Raw genomic sequence first — 15,696 nt, forward strand, 5'->3', positions numbered from 1 at the left:
CGGTCTTCTTTCCGCAATTCTGTTTAATTATAGCATTATTTTGGACGAGTCTGAATAATCATGGAAGAAGAGCAGGTTGTTTTATGTATCGATAAGCGGGCAGGTGTTGGGTGAGTAAAGCAAAAGCGCCTGTTTAAGATGTATACAGGGGCCTATTTCATTCTACTCAAAGGGATGTGTGATACTTGATGGAGTTTAAGGAAATGAACAATCAAGAAATGGAAAAAGCGCTTCAAACAAACGTTACACACGGTTTGGACGATGATGAAGTAAAGGACAGGCTGCAGAAGCATGGGTTCAACGAATTGAAGGAAGGTGAAAAGCAGTCAGCCATACTTTTATTTTTTGCTCAATTCAAAGATTTCATGGTCATCGTATTACTAGCCGCGACTTTAGTATCCGGGATATTGGGTGAATATATTGATGCGATTGCCATCATGGCGATTGTTTTTTTAAATGGATTACTCGGTTTCTTTCAAGAACGAAAGGCTGAAAAATCTCTCGATGCGCTGAAGGAAATGGCAGCACCGCAAGTGAATGTACTTAGGGATGGCCGTTGGTTGAAGGTCCCTTCACGAGAGGTGGCCGTGGGGGATATCCTGAAATTTTCAAGCGGTGACAGGATAGGGGCCGATTTGCGGATTGTCGACCATTCAAGCCTTGAAATCGAAGAATCGGCACTTACAGGCGAGTCGCTTCCAGCCGTTAAATGTTCCGATCCATTGATGAATGAGGTCGAAGGGATCGGGGATCAGGAAAATATGGCTTTTATGGGTACGATGGTCACAAGAGGGAATGGTGTGGGAATCGTCATCGCTACGGGAATGAACACGGCAATGGGGAAGATTGCCGACTTGCTGCAGACTGCAGAAACAAAAGAAACACCTCTGCAACGGAGGCTGGAGCAGCTAGGGAAAATATTGATCATCACCGCCTTGATATTGACGGTCATTGTCGTCCTGACTGGCGTCATTCAAGGGCATGACCTTTATACGATGTTTTTAGCCGGTGTATCCCTTGCAGTTGCCGCGATTCCGGAAGGTTTGCCTGCCATCGTGACTGTCGCCTTATCCTTGGGCGTACAGCGCATGATCAAACAAAAAGCGATTGTCCGCAAGCTTCCTGCTGTTGAAACGCTTGGGTGCGCCACCGTGATTTGCTCAGATAAGACGGGTACACTTACCCAAAACAAGATGACGGTTACGAAAGTTTGGAGCGGGGGGAAAACATGGGATGTCACAGGCACTGGATATAATCCGGTCGGTGAGTTTTCCTTGAGGGGAGTTGCGGTTGCACCGAAAAACCATAATGCCCTGCTTCAAATCATCACGTTCGGGATGCTTTGTAACAAGGCCGAGTTAAATGAGAAGGGAAAACAACATGTACTGGACGGTGATCCGACAGAAGGGGCCATGTTGGTCGCGGCGATGAAAGCGGGCTTGACGAGGGAGCACCTTTCCAAAAGGTTTACGATCGTGAAGGAGTTTCCCTTCGACTCAAGCCGCAAAATGATGAGTGTGATCGTCAAGGATGACAAAGATAATCATTTCGTCATCGTTAAAGGAGCCCCAGATGTATTGATCGCCCAGTGCGATACGATTCTGTGGGAAGACAGATCGGAAATATTGAATCGCGAAAGTAAGGCAAGGGTACAGCAGGATATGAATGAGCTTGCTTCACAGGCACTTCGGATGATTGCTGTCGGTTATAAACCCCTTCCGAAAGGAACGATTCTTCTTCACGAAACGGAAGCTGAGCGTAATTTGACCTTCATGGGACTTCAAGGCATGATCGATCCGCCGCGTCCGGAAGTGAAGCTGGCTGTCAAGGAATGCCGGGATGCCGGAATAAAAACCGTCATGATTACTGGCGATCATGTCATCACCGCAAAGGCAATAGCTAAAGAGCTTGGCATCTTAAAAGGAAAAGACCTTGTACTTGAAGGGCGGCAATTGGCTGACATGGAAGTGGGGGAACTTGAAGAAATAGTTGAAAGTGTTTCGGTATTTGCCCGTGTTTCCCCTGAACATAAATTGAAAATCGTAAAGGCCCTCCAAAATAAAGGACATGTCGTAGCGATGACTGGTGATGGCGTCAATGATGCCCCTGCGATAAAATCTGCGGATATTGGCATATCGATGGGCATTACCGGGACGGATGTTGCCAAGGAGGCATCATCCCTGATATTGGTCGATGATAATTTTGCAACGATCAAATCTGCAATTAATGAAGGCCGGAACATATATGAAAACATCAGGAAGTTCATCCGTTATCTGCTTGCTTCCAATGTCGGGGAAATTTTGGTCATGTTTTTTGCGATGTTATGTGCCTTGCCTCTTCCGTTGATTCCGATCCAAATCTTGTTCGTGAATCTTGTTACGGACGGGCTTCCTGCCATGGCACTGGGCCTTGATTCGGCTGAAGAAGATGTCATGAAACGAAATCCGCGAAATGCCAACGAAGGCGTTTTTGGCAGAGGGCTTGGCTGGAAGATCATCTCGCGCGGTTTCCTGATAGGGATATCAACGCTGATCGCCTTTTATGTCGTATATCGGGCAAACCCCGAAAACCTGGCATATGCACAAACGATTGCGTTCGCTACCTTGGTTCTTGCCCAGCTCATTCATGTTTTTGATTGCAGGAGTGAACGGTCGATCTTCTCTAGAAACCCGTTCGGTAACATGTACCTTGTTGGGGCGGTCCTGTCTTCGTTGTTTTTGATGCTTGCAGTCATGTATGTAGAGCCATTGCAAACGATCTTCCACACAGTGCCCATTTCGGGAAGGGATTGGCTATTGGTGATAGGAATGGCTTCCATCCCAACTTTTTTATTGGCCGGAACCTTTTTAGCAAGAAAAGCACAGTGAAATATGTTATAATCTTTAAGGTGGTAGAGTCTTGCTCTATTGCCTTTTTATTTTTTGTAGTCTATTATTTATAAGCTAAACTGATGATGCAGCAGTTGATATATAATCAAACTAATCGCGAAATTACTACAATATGCTTGATAGGAAGTGGAACCATGGTTACCAGCATGACGGGCTATGGAAGAGAAGAATCGGGAAACGGACAGGTCAAGGTCTTTGCCGAGATAAAGACGGTGAATCATCGCTTTTGTGAATATACGATTAGAATGCCGCGCCAGCTTTTGATTTTGGAAGAAAAAGTTAAGAAAAAGGCGAATCAATACATAAGAAGGGGACGGGTGGAAATCTTCATTACAGTGGAAGGTGAGAGCCTCGTTTCCAAAAAAGTGAAGGTCGATTGGGATCTTGCCGATCAGTATGTAGAGTTGATGGCCAAGGTCAAGGACACATACAAACTGGAAAGCCCCATTACATTACAGGATATGCTTCACCTTGAATCGATTTTCATGACGGAAGAAGTGCCTATGGTCCCTCACGACTTGGAAGCTTTATTATTGAAGGCTGTTTCGGGAGCCTTGGATAACCTGAAAACAATGCGGACACACGAAGGGCAGGAGCTGGCCCTGGACATGGTCAACCAGCTTAATAGGTTTCGAGAAATTATCGCAGGCGTCAAAAACCATGCGCCTAGAGTCGTCGAGAAATACAAAGCCCGTTTGGAAACCAAATTGGCCGATTTAACGGATGGGCTGATTGAGGATAGCAGAATTGTGACAGAAGCGGCCATTTTCGCTGATAGATGTGATATAAATGAAGAACTTACGAGGCTTGAAAGCCATGTCCAGCAATTTTCAGCAACGCTTTCAGAGAATGAGCCTATCGGCCGAAAATTGGACTTCCTAGTCCAGGAAATGAATAGGGAAGTCAATACAATCGGATCGAAGGCTAATGATTCCTTAATTACCAAAGATGTGGTGGAAATGAAAAGCCTGCTTGAAAAATTAAAGGAACAGGTTCAAAATATCGAGTAGTCGGTTTATGATGAACCTAAAAAGGTGACAATAGAATATGAATGGGGGACAAAAATGTCAATTAAGCTCATTAATATTGGATTTGGGAATATCGTATCCGCCAACCGGATCGTATCCATCGTGAGCCCTGAATCGGCTCCGATTAAAAGGATCATCCAAGATGCCCGAGATCGCGGATCCTTAATAGATGCTACATACGGAAGAAGAACCAGGGCCGTTATAATTACAGACAGCGACCATGTCATCTTATCTGCCGTTCAACCGGAAACGGTTGCAGCACGGCTGCAAGATAAAGATGACAGCGTGGAAGAGGGGTAACTGAAACAATATGAGAGAAAAAGGTTTATTAATCGTTTTGTCCGGACCATCCGGTGTTGGTAAAGGTACAGTAAGGAAGGCAATTTTTTCTCAGCCTGGAACAGCTTTTGAATATTCCATTTCGATGACGACTAGACTGCCTCGCCATGGTGAAGTGGATGGAGTGGATTATTTCTTCAAAAAGCGCGAGGAATTCGAGTCGTTGATTGAAGAAGGCAAATTGCTTGAATATGCAGAGTTTGTCGGTAATTATTATGGAACGCCAGTGGATTATGTCCGTGAAACGATCGATTCCGGAAAAGATGTTTTTCTGGAGATCGAAGTTCAAGGAGCAAAACAGGTCCGCGAGAAATTCCCTGAAGGACTTTTCATTTTCCTTGCCCCTCCAAGTTTGACCGAACTCGAAAGCCGGATCGTTACACGCGGCACCGAGACGGAGGAAGCGATAAAAGGGCGAATGAAAGTGGCTAAGGAAGAGATTGAACTTATGGATCTATATGATTATGTCGTGGAAAATGATCATGTGGATGCAGCATGTGCTAGAATTAATGCAATAGTGATTGCCGAGCATTGCCGTCGGGAAAGAGTCGCTAAGTTATATAAAAAAATGTTGGAGGCGGAATAAACTATGTTATATCCATCAATTGATTCCCTATTATTGAAAATCGATTCTAAATACTCGCTTGTATCTGTGGCAGCTAAACGTGCCAGGGAAATGCAAATTAAAGATAATTGCCTCATCACCAAACCGGTCTCCCATAAAGCGGTGGGCCGTGCCCTTGAAGAAATTCATTCAGGCAAATTGACCTATGATAATTCTTACGAGGAAAACTAAGCGAGAACACATAAGCTTGACCTATCGGGTCTGACACCCTTAAGCAAACAGGATGCGTTACATTTTTGAAAGTTGCTTCCTTCCTGCGGCCAAGGTGTCAGGCCTGTTTGTTTTGATTTTTCAATAAATAAAGCAGGCAGCAATGATGGGGAAAACCCCATATTAATTGCGCATATCAAATGATTTTTCTACAGTTTTCCTTCATAATTAAGAAATCCAGAATGTATAGTTAGGGGAAATTTGCATGCTTATCAAGAAAAAAGTACTTCTTTGCGTCACTGGCGGTATTGCTGTATATAAGGCTGCTGCCCTGACCAGTAAATTAACACAGGAAGGTGCACACGTAAAAGTGATCATGAGTGAATCTGCACGTCAATTCGTGACGCCGCTCACTTTCCAAGCTCTTTCAAGGAATGATGTGTACACAGATACATTTGATGAAAAGGATTCTTCTGTTATTGCCCACATCGACTTGGCTGATTGGGCTGATATCATCCTTGTGGCTCCGGCGACGGCGAATGTCATCGGCAAGGTGGCAAATGGAATCGCCGATGATATGATCACGACCACGCTGCTTGCAACGGAAGCACCTGTTTGGATAGCGCCGGCCATGAATGTTCACATGTATGCCCATCCCGCCGTTCAGAAAAACATGGAGACACTTCGTACGTTCGGATATCAATTCATTGAACCGGGGGAAGGGTATTTGGCATGCGGGTATGTAGGTAAAGGGCGGTTGGAGGAACCGGAAACGATCATGGATCACCTGAGGAATCACTTTGCCGAAAGTAAACCGCAGCTTCTTAAAGGAAAGAAAGTCTTGATAACCGCAGGTCCTACTCGCGAAGCAATTGATCCGGTACGTTATGTCACCAATCATTCCAGCGGAAAAATGGGCTATGCTTTAGCTGAGCAGGCAATCGAAATGGGTGCTGAGGTTACATTGGTGACGGGGCCCGTGAATTTGATGCCGCCCTTGAAGGCCCATGTCATTCCAGTGGAATCGGCAGCAGATATGCATGATGCCGTTCTCAATCAGTTCGATGCAAGTGATGTCGTCATCATGACCGCTGCCGTCGCAGACTATAAACCGAAGTTTTATCATGTACAGAAGATGAAAAAGCAGCCGGGAGAAAATGTGATTGAATTCGAACGGACAAAGGATATCCTTAAGGAACTCGGTGAGAATAAAACGCACCAGATCTTGGTAGGCTTTGCTGCTGAAACGAACAATGTCGAAGAATACGCAAGAGGGAAATTAGAGAAAAAGAATGCAGATATGATCGTTGCCAATAATGTGACCGTCGCAGGGGCAGGCTTTGGGACGGATACGAATATCGTGACCATTTACAAGAAAGATGGAAGTGCAATCGAGTATCCCAAAATGAGTAAAGCGGATATAGCTAAAAGCATCCTGGCAGAATTATCCCGCAACCAAAAGGAATGATGTGTTATGGATATTGCATCCGTGATTGTGGATGTACCCGCCAAACAAACCGATCGTGAATTTGATTACCGCATACCGGAAAAGTGGAAACAAGTCATCAAGCCTGGCATGCGGGTCATTGTGCCATTCGGTCCAAGAATGGTCCAAGGATTCGTCACAGGTGTAAAAGACGAAAGCGATTTTTCGAAATTACGCCATATAAAAGAACCGATGGACTTGGAGCCGATCCTTAATGAAGAATTGCTTCGGCTGGGGAACTGGTTGACCAACGAGGCCATGTGCTTTAGAATTTCAGCGCTCCAAGCCATGCTTCCGGCAGCAATGAAAGCGAAGTATGAAAAAGTGATCAATCTCATTGAAGATAAAAAGGATCAACTCCCGCCGATCATTGAAACACTTTTCGGAAGAAACGCTTCTTTGTCCTGGAAAGAGGTGATCGAAGGAGAGCATGCATCCCTTTTTCAAAAAGAACTCCAAAATGGCAATCTGGAGCTCGTTTATAATGTGAAAAACCGCCTTAATAAGAAAACGGTCCGTGTCATTCAATCGCTGCTTTCGACCAGTGAACTGAAAGAAATGGCGTCGGGCCTATCCGGTCAAGCAAAAAAACAACAGGAACTGCTGCTTTACTTTATGGAACATCAAGAGCCTGTCCCGTTAAAAGAACTGCTTGAAGTGACCCATACATCCAGCAGTACCGTCAAATCCCTTGTATCAAAAGGGGCATTGGCGGAACTGGATCAGGAAATATACCGTGATCCATATGAGAACCGTGTGTTCCAACCATCCAATCCTTTTACGCTAACAGATGAACAAGCGGTTGCCCTAAAGCCCATCCAAGAGAAAATACATCATGATGAACATGATGTATTCCTTTTATACGGTGTGACCGGGAGCGGGAAGACGGAAGTGTATTTGCAGGCGATCGCCACCGTTATTGAAAAGGGAGAGGAAGCCATCATGATGGTACCTGAGATCTCCTTGACACCGCAAACGGTTAAAAGATTTAAGGAACGCTTTGGCGAGCAGGTCGCTGTCATGCACAGCGGTTTATCCGTAGGGGAAAAATATGATGAATGGCGAAAAATCCACCGAAAAGAAGTGAAAGTGGTAGTGGGCGCACGTTCAGCCGTGTTTGCCCCGTTTGAAAACCTGGGACTGGTCATCATTGATGAGGAACATGAATCCAGCTATAAGCAAGAGGAAACGCCAAGGTATCATGCCAGGGATGTTGCCATTGAACGGGCAAAATCCCATCAGTGCCCAGTTATCCTTGGCAGCGCGACCCCTACACTCGAATCGTTTGCACGTGCCAAGAAGGGCGTCTATAAACTATTGACACTGAGCCGGAGGATGAATGAAAATGCATTGCCGGCAGTCGATATTGTTGATATGAGGGAAGAACTAAGAACGGGAAATCGTTCGATGTTCTCTGAACTGCTCTTTAGCAAGCTGCAAGATCGGCTTGAAAAGGGGCAGCAAACGGTCTTGATGCTGAACAAACGGGGGCATTCCTCCTTTGTGATGTGCCGAAGCTGCGGATTGGTGATCAATTGCCCTAATTGTGACATTTCACTCACCTATCATCGCTTTAATGATATAATGAAATGCCATTATTGCGGGTTTGAAGAGGGGATGCCTTCCGTTTGCCCGGAATGTGAAAGCGAACATATCCGATTCTTCGGTACGGGCACTCAAAAGGTTGAAGAAGAGTTAGCGAAAATCCTCCCTGAGGCGCGGGTCATTCGGATGGACGTTGATACGACGAGCAAAAAGGGCTCACATGAACGTCTGCTCAATGCCTTTGGAGAAGGAAAGGCTGATATATTGCTTGGCACACAAATGATTGCCAAGGGACTGGATTTCCCTAATATCACCCTGGTAGGTGTCCTTTCAGCTGATACGATGCTTCATCTGCCTGATTTCCGCTCGTCGGAAAAGACTTTTCAGCTGCTGACACAGGTCAGCGGCAGGGCAGGACGTCATCAACTTCCGGGGGAAGTGGTCATTCAAACTTATACACCAGAGCACTACAGCATCGAACTTGCTGCTCTGCAGGATTATGATGCCTTTTATGAAAGGGAGATGGATCTCCGCAGGAAAAGTCATTATCCACCGTATTATTACGTTGTCCTTATCACGGTTTCTCATGAAGATTTGATGAAGGCAGTGAGTGTCACCGAAAAAATTACCAATTATTTAGGTTCGCGATTGAATCGGGACTCAATCGTTCTAGGCCCAGTCGCTTCGCCGATCAGCCGAATCAACAATAGATATCGTTACCAATGTCTGATAAAATACAAACGAGAGCCGGACCTTAATCAACATTTACGAACGCTTTTGGAACATTACCAAAAAGAAACGGCTCAAAATCATCTGCAGATTTCGATCGATTTAAATCCGCAGATCATGATGTGATGGTTGAAGAGTAAGATGATTACACCGCGGACTGTTACGAGCTTGCGTTTTTATATAATGAAGTGTTGTTTCTCATATCTAGGAGGGTACTTTGAATTTTGGCTATTTTACCGATTGTTTTATTTCCTGAAAAAATTTTACAACAAAAATGTGATAAAGTAACAAGTTTTGATAAAAAATTGGCAAAGCTGTTAAATAATATGTATGAAACGATGGTGGAAGCGGATGGCGTAGGGCTGGCTGCGCCGCAAGTCGGCATTAAAAAGCAAGTGGCCGTCGTTGAAATAGATGAAGGTTCGGGTCACCTTGAGTTGATCAATCCAGAAGTTCTGGAAATGGAAGGCGAGCAGACGGGTGTGGAAGGTTGCCTTAGCTTTCCAAACCTATATGGTGAAGTGTCCCGTCCTTATCGCATCAAAGTGCGCGCACAAGACCGAAAAGGAAGCTTTTTCGATATAGAGGCGGAGGATTTCCTCGCAAGGGCACTTCTGCATGAGATCGATCATTTGCAAGGGGTTTTATTTACAAGTAAGGTTTCGCGCTATATTTCAGAAGAAGAGTTAGAAGGGTATGAAGAAGAATGACAAAAATTATCTTTATGGGGACACCGGATTTCTCAGTACCGGTATTGAAAAGGATCATTGACGAAGGGTTTGACGTGATTGCAGTCGTCACGCAGCCGGATCGTCCCGTTGGCCGTAAAAAGGTGCTGACGCCCCCGCCGGTCAAGGTCGAAGCGGAAAAACAGGGAATTCCCGTTTATCAGCCTGAAAAGATCCGTGAAAAAGCAGAATTGGAAAAGATCATCGCATTAGGTGCTGACCTTGTGGTGACCGCGGCGTTCGGGCAAATCCTCCCGAATGAATTGTTGGAAGCCCCTAAATACGGATGCATCAATGTACATGCCTCCTTGCTTCCTGAGCTTCGTGGTGGCGCACCGATCCATTATTCAATATTGCAGGGAAAAGAAAAAACGGGTATCACCATCATGTATATGGCGGAAAAATTGGATGCCGGAGATATATTGACGCAAGCTGAAGTGGCCATCGCGGAAGAAGATAATGTGGGAACCCTGCATGATAAGTTAAGCAAGGTAGGTTCGGATTTGCTTGCGGAAACATTGCCGAAGCTTATCAATGGCGAACTGAAGGCAACCAAGCAAGATGAGGGAAAAGCGACCTTCGCTCCTAACATTAAACGTTCGGAGGAAAAAATCGACTGGTCGAAAACAGGGGAAAATATCTATAACCATGTACGCGGGCTGAATCCATGGCCAGTTGCCTACACAACCTTAAACGGATCGGTCTTGAAAATTTGGCAGGCCGATAAGTTTGAATACGGCAACCAGGAAGCACCCGGCACAATTTTAGAAGTGCAAAATGATGGTTTCATCGTTTCGACAGGCAATGGAACGGCGATACTGGTTACAGAACTGCAGCCTTCAGGGAAGAAAAAAATGCCGGCGAAAGATTACTTGCGCGGAGCCGGGTCGTTCATTAAAGCAGGCATGAAGTTAGGAGAACAGAATGAAGCAAACTAAAAAAGGAGTACGTGACATTGCTCTCGATATTTTGGAATCTGTAGAGAAAAACCAATCCTACAGTAACCTCTTATTAAACAACTTGATCAAAAAGCATCAATTATCCCCTGTTGACAGCGGTTTGCTTACGGAAATAAGCTACGGGACGATACAGCGTAAGATGACATTGGATTACTTTTTGAGCCCTTATATTAAACAGCCGAAAAAGACGCAAAGCTGGGTCATCAATTTGCTTAGGCTGTCTGTTTATCAAATGGTTTATTTAGATAAGGTGCCGGACCATGCGATCATCTTCGAGGCAGTTGAAATTTCCAAAAAACGCGGTCATAAAGGTACATCTTCGATGGTCAATGGCGTGCTTCGCAACATCCAGAGAAATGGTGTTCCTTCCCTTGATGCCATCAAAGACGATCTTGAACGGCTTTCCATCGAAGTGAGTCATCCAGTCTGGTTGATCAAACGCTGGGTGGAGCAATTTGGGTATGAAAAAACCAAGGAAATGTGTGAAGTGAACTTAACGGCCCCATTGCAAACGGGACGGGTCAATTTAAAGAAGATTTCCCGCAATGAATTAATGAGCATATTAAGGGAAGAGGGATATGACGTCGAAGCAAGTGAAGTCGTCCCAGAAGCCATCGTCAGCTATAGAGGCAATCTTGCCCATTCAGAAAGTTATAAACTAGGCTACCTGTCGATCCAGGACGAAAGCTCGATGCTTGTTGCTCATGCTTTGGGGGCAAATGATAATGATGCTGTTCTCGATTGCTGTGCTGCTCCTGGAGGGAAAACGACCCATATTGCAGAAGGTCTGACGACTGGACAAGTCTATGCGCTGGATCTTCATGAGCATAAAGTCAAGCTCATCAAGGAGCAGGCAGAGCGGCTAAAACTGAGGAACAACATCAAGACTATGGCACTCGATAGCAGGAAAGTGCAGGAACACTTCAATAAAGAAGGGTTCGACCGGGTCTTGATCGATGCTCCGTGTTCAGGGTTGGGAGTCATGCGCCGGAAGCCTGATGTAAAGTACACAAAAACAAAAGATGATATAATGAAACTCTCAAGTATACAAAAACAATTATTGGAAGCTGCCGCACCGCTGGTAAAGCAAGGCGGACGGTTGGTATATAGTACATGCACGGTGGATAGGGAAGAAAATGACCAAGTGGCCATGTCGTTTTTGAAAGACCACCCGGATTTCGAGAGCGATCCATCGCTGTCAGAAAGAATGCCCGAGAGCGTTCAGCCGTTTATCGAGGGCAATACGCTGCAAGTTTTTCCGCAATATTTTAGCAGTGACGGATTCTTTATTGCGAGTTTTAGAAAGAAGGTGCTGTAATGGCAGAAATCACCAAATCATCCAGAGTAAGAAAAGACACAACACCAGAAAAACCATCCATCTATTCATTGGAGCTTCACCAAATTAAAGAATGGATCATTCAAAATGGCGAGAAGGCTTTCCGGGCCGAGCAAGTATACGATTGGCTTTATAAAAAGCGCGTCTCCAGTTTTGAAGATATGTCCAACCTATCGAAATCTTTACGCGATAAGCTGGAATCACATTTTACCTTCACTACCTTGAAAACGCTGATCCAGCAAACGTCAAATGATGGAACGATGAAGTTTTTATTTGAACTCCATGATGGATATTCGATTGAAACGGTATTGATGCGCCACGAATATGGAAACTCCATTTGCGTGACAACACAGGTTGGTTGTAGAATTGGTTGTACCTTCTGTGCATCGACACTAGGTGGATTGAAGCGAAACCTTGAAGCAGGCGAAATAGTTGCCCAAGTCGTTAAAGTGCAGCAAGCGCTTGACGAAGTGGAAGAACGTGTCAGCTCAGTCGTCATCATGGGAATCGGGGAACCGTTCGATAACTACGATAATATGATGTCATTCTTGAAGAATATAAATCATGAAAAAGGCTTGAATATCGGGGCCCGTCATATTACCGTTTCTACAAGCGGGATCATTCCTAAAATCTATAAATTTGCAGAAGAGAGCATGCAAATCAACTTTGCGGTTTCCCTGCATGCACCAAACACGGAATTGAGAAGTAAATTGATGCCAATCAACAAGGCTTACAAACTTCCCGACTTGATTGAAGCCATAAAATACTATACCGAAAAAACAGGGCGCCGTGTAAGTTTTGAATATGGTCTATTCGGCGGGGAAAATGATACAGTCGAACACGCCGAAGAATTAGCCAATTTAATAAACGGGATCAAATGCCATGTCAACTTAATTCCGGTTAACTATGTACCGGAACGCAACTATGTACGTACACCTCGGGATCAGATTTTTGAGTTTGAAAAAACATTGAAAAAGCGCGGTATCAATGTGACGATCCGAAGGGAACAAGGCAGTGATATCGACGCAGCCTGCGGCCAGCTTCGGGCCAAGGAGCGCAAAGAAGAGACGAGGTGACCCTATTGAGGGCGATATTTAAAACAGACCGTGGAAAAGTCCGGCAGCATAATGAAGATAATGGCGGAATCTTTAAAAACTCGGAAGGCGTTCGCCTTGCCATCGTTGCAGATGGCATGGGCGGCCACCGTGCCGGGGATGTGGCAAGTGCGATGACGATTGACCTTTTGAAAAAGGGATGGGAGGAATCCGGCGGGATCGAAACGGCAAATGATGCCGAGGAGTGGCTAAAACAGCAAATCTTCTTGGTCAATCATTCGCTTTTTGAATATGCCGAGTCACATACAGAGTGTAAGGGCATGGGAACCACCGTTGTTGCTGCGATATGTACTGATACATTTGCGACCATCGCCAATATCGGGGACAGTCGATGTTATTTGTACAATGAGAGTGGCTTTAAACAGGTTACGGAAGATCATTCACTCGTAAACGAATTGGTCCGTTCCGGGCAGATTACGAAGGAAGATGCCGAGAACCATCCACGAAAAAATGTTTTATTGCGAGCCTTGGGAACGGAAAAGCAAGTTGAAATGGACATCACGACGGTCATTTTCGAAGAAAGTGATTTATTGTTGCTTTGTTCGGATGGCTTAACGAATAAAGTGAATGAACAGGAGCTTGAAGAAACGGTTACAAATGGGCAGCCTCTTGAAGAAAAGGCAAAATCATTAATAGACAAGGCCAATCACTACGGTGGGGAAGATAATATCACCCTTGTGCTTGTTCAATTTACTGATGAAAGCGAAAGCAGGTGAATTGAATGTTGATTGGCAGAAGAATCAACGGCCGTTATAAACTGATCGAGATGGTCGGCGGCGGTGGCATGGCGAATGTTTACCTTGCAAGGGATATGATTTTGGATAGGGATGTTGCGTTGAAAATCCTTCGCATGGACTTCAACAATGACGAAGAATTCATCAAGCGCTTCAACCGTGAAGCTCAATCGGCAACCAGTTTGGCCCATCCCAATATCGTAAGTATTTATGATGTTGGAGAAGAAGATGCCATCTATTATATCGTCATGGAATATGTGGACGGCTTCACACTTAAGCAATACATACAAAAATATTATCCGATTCCAGTTGATGAAGCCTTGGATATCATGAAGCAAATCACGGCAGCGATTTCCCATGCCCACCATAATGGGATCATCCATCGTGACATCAAGCCACAGAACATATTGATCGATAAAGAAGGAACCGTCAAGATAACGGACTTTGGAATTGCCTTGGCCTTGAGTGCAACCAACATTACTCAGACGAACGCAGTCTTGGGTTCCGTCCATTACTTATCTCCGGAACAGGCAAGGGGCGGCATGGCCAATAAGAAATCGGATATTTACTCCCTTGGCATCGTCATGTTTGAATTGCTGACGGGTAGATTGCCTTTTTCCGGTGAATCAGCCGTGTCGATAGCGCTTAAGCATTTACAATCGGAAACCCCTTCGCCAAAACGGTGGAACCCTGAAATACCTCAGAGTGTAGAAAATATTATTTTGAGGGCGACAGCGAAGGATTCATATTACCGATATGAAAGCGTAGATTCAATGGAAGATGACATTCGTACGTCGTTGAATCCTGAGCGTTCAAATGAGCAGCCTTTTACGATACCGGAAGACCATGATGCAACGAAAGCGATACCTGTCATCACGGATGATCAGCTCTCGAGCATTGATGAGACGATTATAAGAGGGCCGGAGAAAAATACGGCAGTCTATGCAGACGATGCTGAAGATGACTCAGTGGAAGCCATGAAAGTGAACAAAAAACAAAAGAAACAGAAAAAACAAAAAATGAAGACGAAACAAAAGGACAAAAAACGGAAGAGAATGCCAGCTATTTTGGTAACCATCTTTTTAGTCCTCGCACTGCTTGCTGTCTTATCTGTCACGTTAGGACCATCCCTGTTGGGCTCGAAGGAAGTGACGATCCCTGACCTTAAAGGGAAGGAATTGGATGATGCGATTACTGATTTGCTTAATCTGGATTTGGTCGTCGGAGAAACGATTGAGATCGAGGATGAAGAGGTTGAAGCGGGACTGGTGATCAAAACCAACCCGAAGGAAGGAAAAACCGTCAAGGCAGGTGCAAAAGTCGATATTTATCAAAGTGTAGGTAAAGAAACGATCTCGCTTTCCAACTATGAAGGCCGGAATTACTCGGATATTAAATCCCTGCTTGATAATATGGGATTCAAAAACACGATCGTGACCTACAAATTTGATCAAAGTGCTGCCGGTACCATCATAGATCAGACGCCATCGGGCTCCACTGAAATCGTCCCTTCCGAAACGGAACTTGAGTTGACTGTAAGCAAAGGGGAAGATTTATTGAGCCTGAAAAATCTCAAGGGGTTCAATGAAGCCGGCCTAAATGATTATTCCAATGAAAGCGGAATAAAGATCGATGTGGAAGAAGAGGTATACGATGATTCCGTCGAGAAGGGCCTGGTCATTTCCCAGTCGCCTGAACCGGGTACTAAGGTGGAAAAAGGCAGTACGGTGAAAGTCATCGTCTCAAAAGGGAAAGAAGAGATCCCCCCCAAGACCGTAACGGAGAAAATCAAGATTGAATATGATCCAGTTGAACCTGGCAAAGCGCAAAAAGTGCAAATTTTCATTGAGGATATCAATAATAGCATGACGGAGCCTAAGGAATCATTCTTTATCGTGGAAGATGCCAAGCGAACGATCGAATTGACGGTTTCCCAGGATAAGAAAGCTGGCTATAAAGTCATGAGGGACAACCAGGTCATCATCGACAAAGCTGTCTCTTATCCCGACTAAATATATAAATTAGGAGTGTGGC

Annotated in this window: 13 protein-coding genes; all 13 read left to right on the forward strand. The window is 44.9% G+C overall.

Annotated elements, in window-relative coordinates; translation table 11 throughout:
* Window positions 1-188: 188 nt before the first annotated feature.
* A complete protein-coding gene (locus CVN76_RS29085; RefSeq protein ID WP_100534233.1) occupies window positions 189-2,867 on the forward strand; it encodes a calcium-translocating P-type ATPase, SERCA-type in 2,679 nt (892 codons plus the stop codon).
* Window positions 2,868-3,022: 155 nt separating this feature from the next.
* Complete coding sequence (locus CVN76_RS29090) at window positions 3,023-3,898, forward strand: YicC/YloC family endoribonuclease (protein WP_100534063.1); 876 nt, start codon at window positions 3,023-3,025, stop codon at window positions 3,896-3,898.
* A 54-nt stretch (window positions 3,899-3,952) separates the two neighbouring features.
* Window positions 3,953-4,216 carry an extracellular matrix/biofilm regulator RemA gene (remA, locus tag CVN76_RS29095; protein WP_057913464.1) on the forward strand — a complete coding sequence of 88 codons (264 nt, stop codon included), beginning with the start codon at window positions 3,953-3,955 and terminating at the stop codon, window positions 4,214-4,216.
* A 10-nt stretch (window positions 4,217-4,226) separates the two neighbouring features.
* Entirely contained in the window at window positions 4,227-4,841 is a 615-nt protein-coding gene (gmk, locus tag CVN76_RS29100; protein ID WP_100534064.1) for a guanylate kinase, read from the forward strand.
* Between the two features lie 3 nt (window positions 4,842-4,844).
* On the forward strand, window positions 4,845-5,051 hold the full coding sequence (rpoZ, locus tag CVN76_RS29105; protein WP_061144573.1) for a DNA-directed RNA polymerase subunit omega: 207 nt from the start codon (window positions 4,845-4,847) through the stop codon (window positions 5,049-5,051).
* A 244-nt stretch (window positions 5,052-5,295) separates the two neighbouring features.
* Window positions 5,296-6,498, forward strand: a complete 1,203-nt coding sequence (coaBC, locus tag CVN76_RS29110; RefSeq protein ID WP_100534065.1) for a bifunctional phosphopantothenoylcysteine decarboxylase/phosphopantothenate--cysteine ligase CoaBC — start codon at window positions 5,296-5,298, stop codon at window positions 6,496-6,498.
* Window positions 6,499-6,504: 6 nt separating this feature from the next.
* Complete coding sequence (gene priA, locus CVN76_RS29115; protein WP_100534066.1) at window positions 6,505-8,916, forward strand: primosomal protein N'; 2,412 nt, start codon at window positions 6,505-6,507, stop codon at window positions 8,914-8,916.
* 98 nt (window positions 8,917-9,014) lie between these two features.
* A complete protein-coding gene (def, locus tag CVN76_RS29120) occupies window positions 9,015-9,500 on the forward strand; it encodes a peptide deformylase (protein ID WP_100534067.1) in 486 nt (161 codons plus the stop codon).
* Entirely contained in the window at window positions 9,497-10,456 is a 960-nt protein-coding gene (gene fmt / locus CVN76_RS29125; RefSeq protein WP_100534068.1) for a methionyl-tRNA formyltransferase, read from the forward strand. Before def ends, fmt begins: the two co-directional genes overlap by 4 nt.
* The gene (gene rsmB / locus CVN76_RS29130; RefSeq protein ID WP_100534069.1) at window positions 10,443-11,795 is read left to right on the forward strand and encodes a 16S rRNA (cytosine(967)-C(5))-methyltransferase RsmB; all 1,353 of its coding nucleotides are present in this window, start codon (window positions 10,443-10,445) and stop codon (window positions 11,793-11,795) included. The genes fmt and rsmB overlap by 14 nt, the downstream gene beginning before the upstream one ends.
* Complete coding sequence (rlmN, locus tag CVN76_RS29135; RefSeq protein WP_100534070.1) at window positions 11,795-12,889, forward strand: 23S rRNA (adenine(2503)-C(2))-methyltransferase RlmN; 1,095 nt, start codon at window positions 11,795-11,797, stop codon at window positions 12,887-12,889. Before rsmB ends, rlmN begins: the two co-directional genes overlap by 1 nt.
* A 5-nt stretch (window positions 12,890-12,894) precedes the next feature.
* Window positions 12,895-13,644 (forward strand): Stp1/IreP family PP2C-type Ser/Thr phosphatase, encoded by a 750-nt coding sequence (locus CVN76_RS29140; protein WP_100534234.1) that lies wholly within the window; start codon window positions 12,895-12,897, stop codon window positions 13,642-13,644.
* Window positions 13,645-13,649: 5 nt separating this feature from the next.
* A complete protein-coding gene (gene pknB / locus CVN76_RS29145) occupies window positions 13,650-15,674 on the forward strand; it encodes a Stk1 family PASTA domain-containing Ser/Thr kinase (RefSeq protein ID WP_100534071.1) in 2,025 nt (674 codons plus the stop codon).
* Window positions 15,675-15,696 lie beyond the last annotated feature (22 nt).

This window comes from Bacillus sp. mrc49 (genome assembly GCF_002803435.1).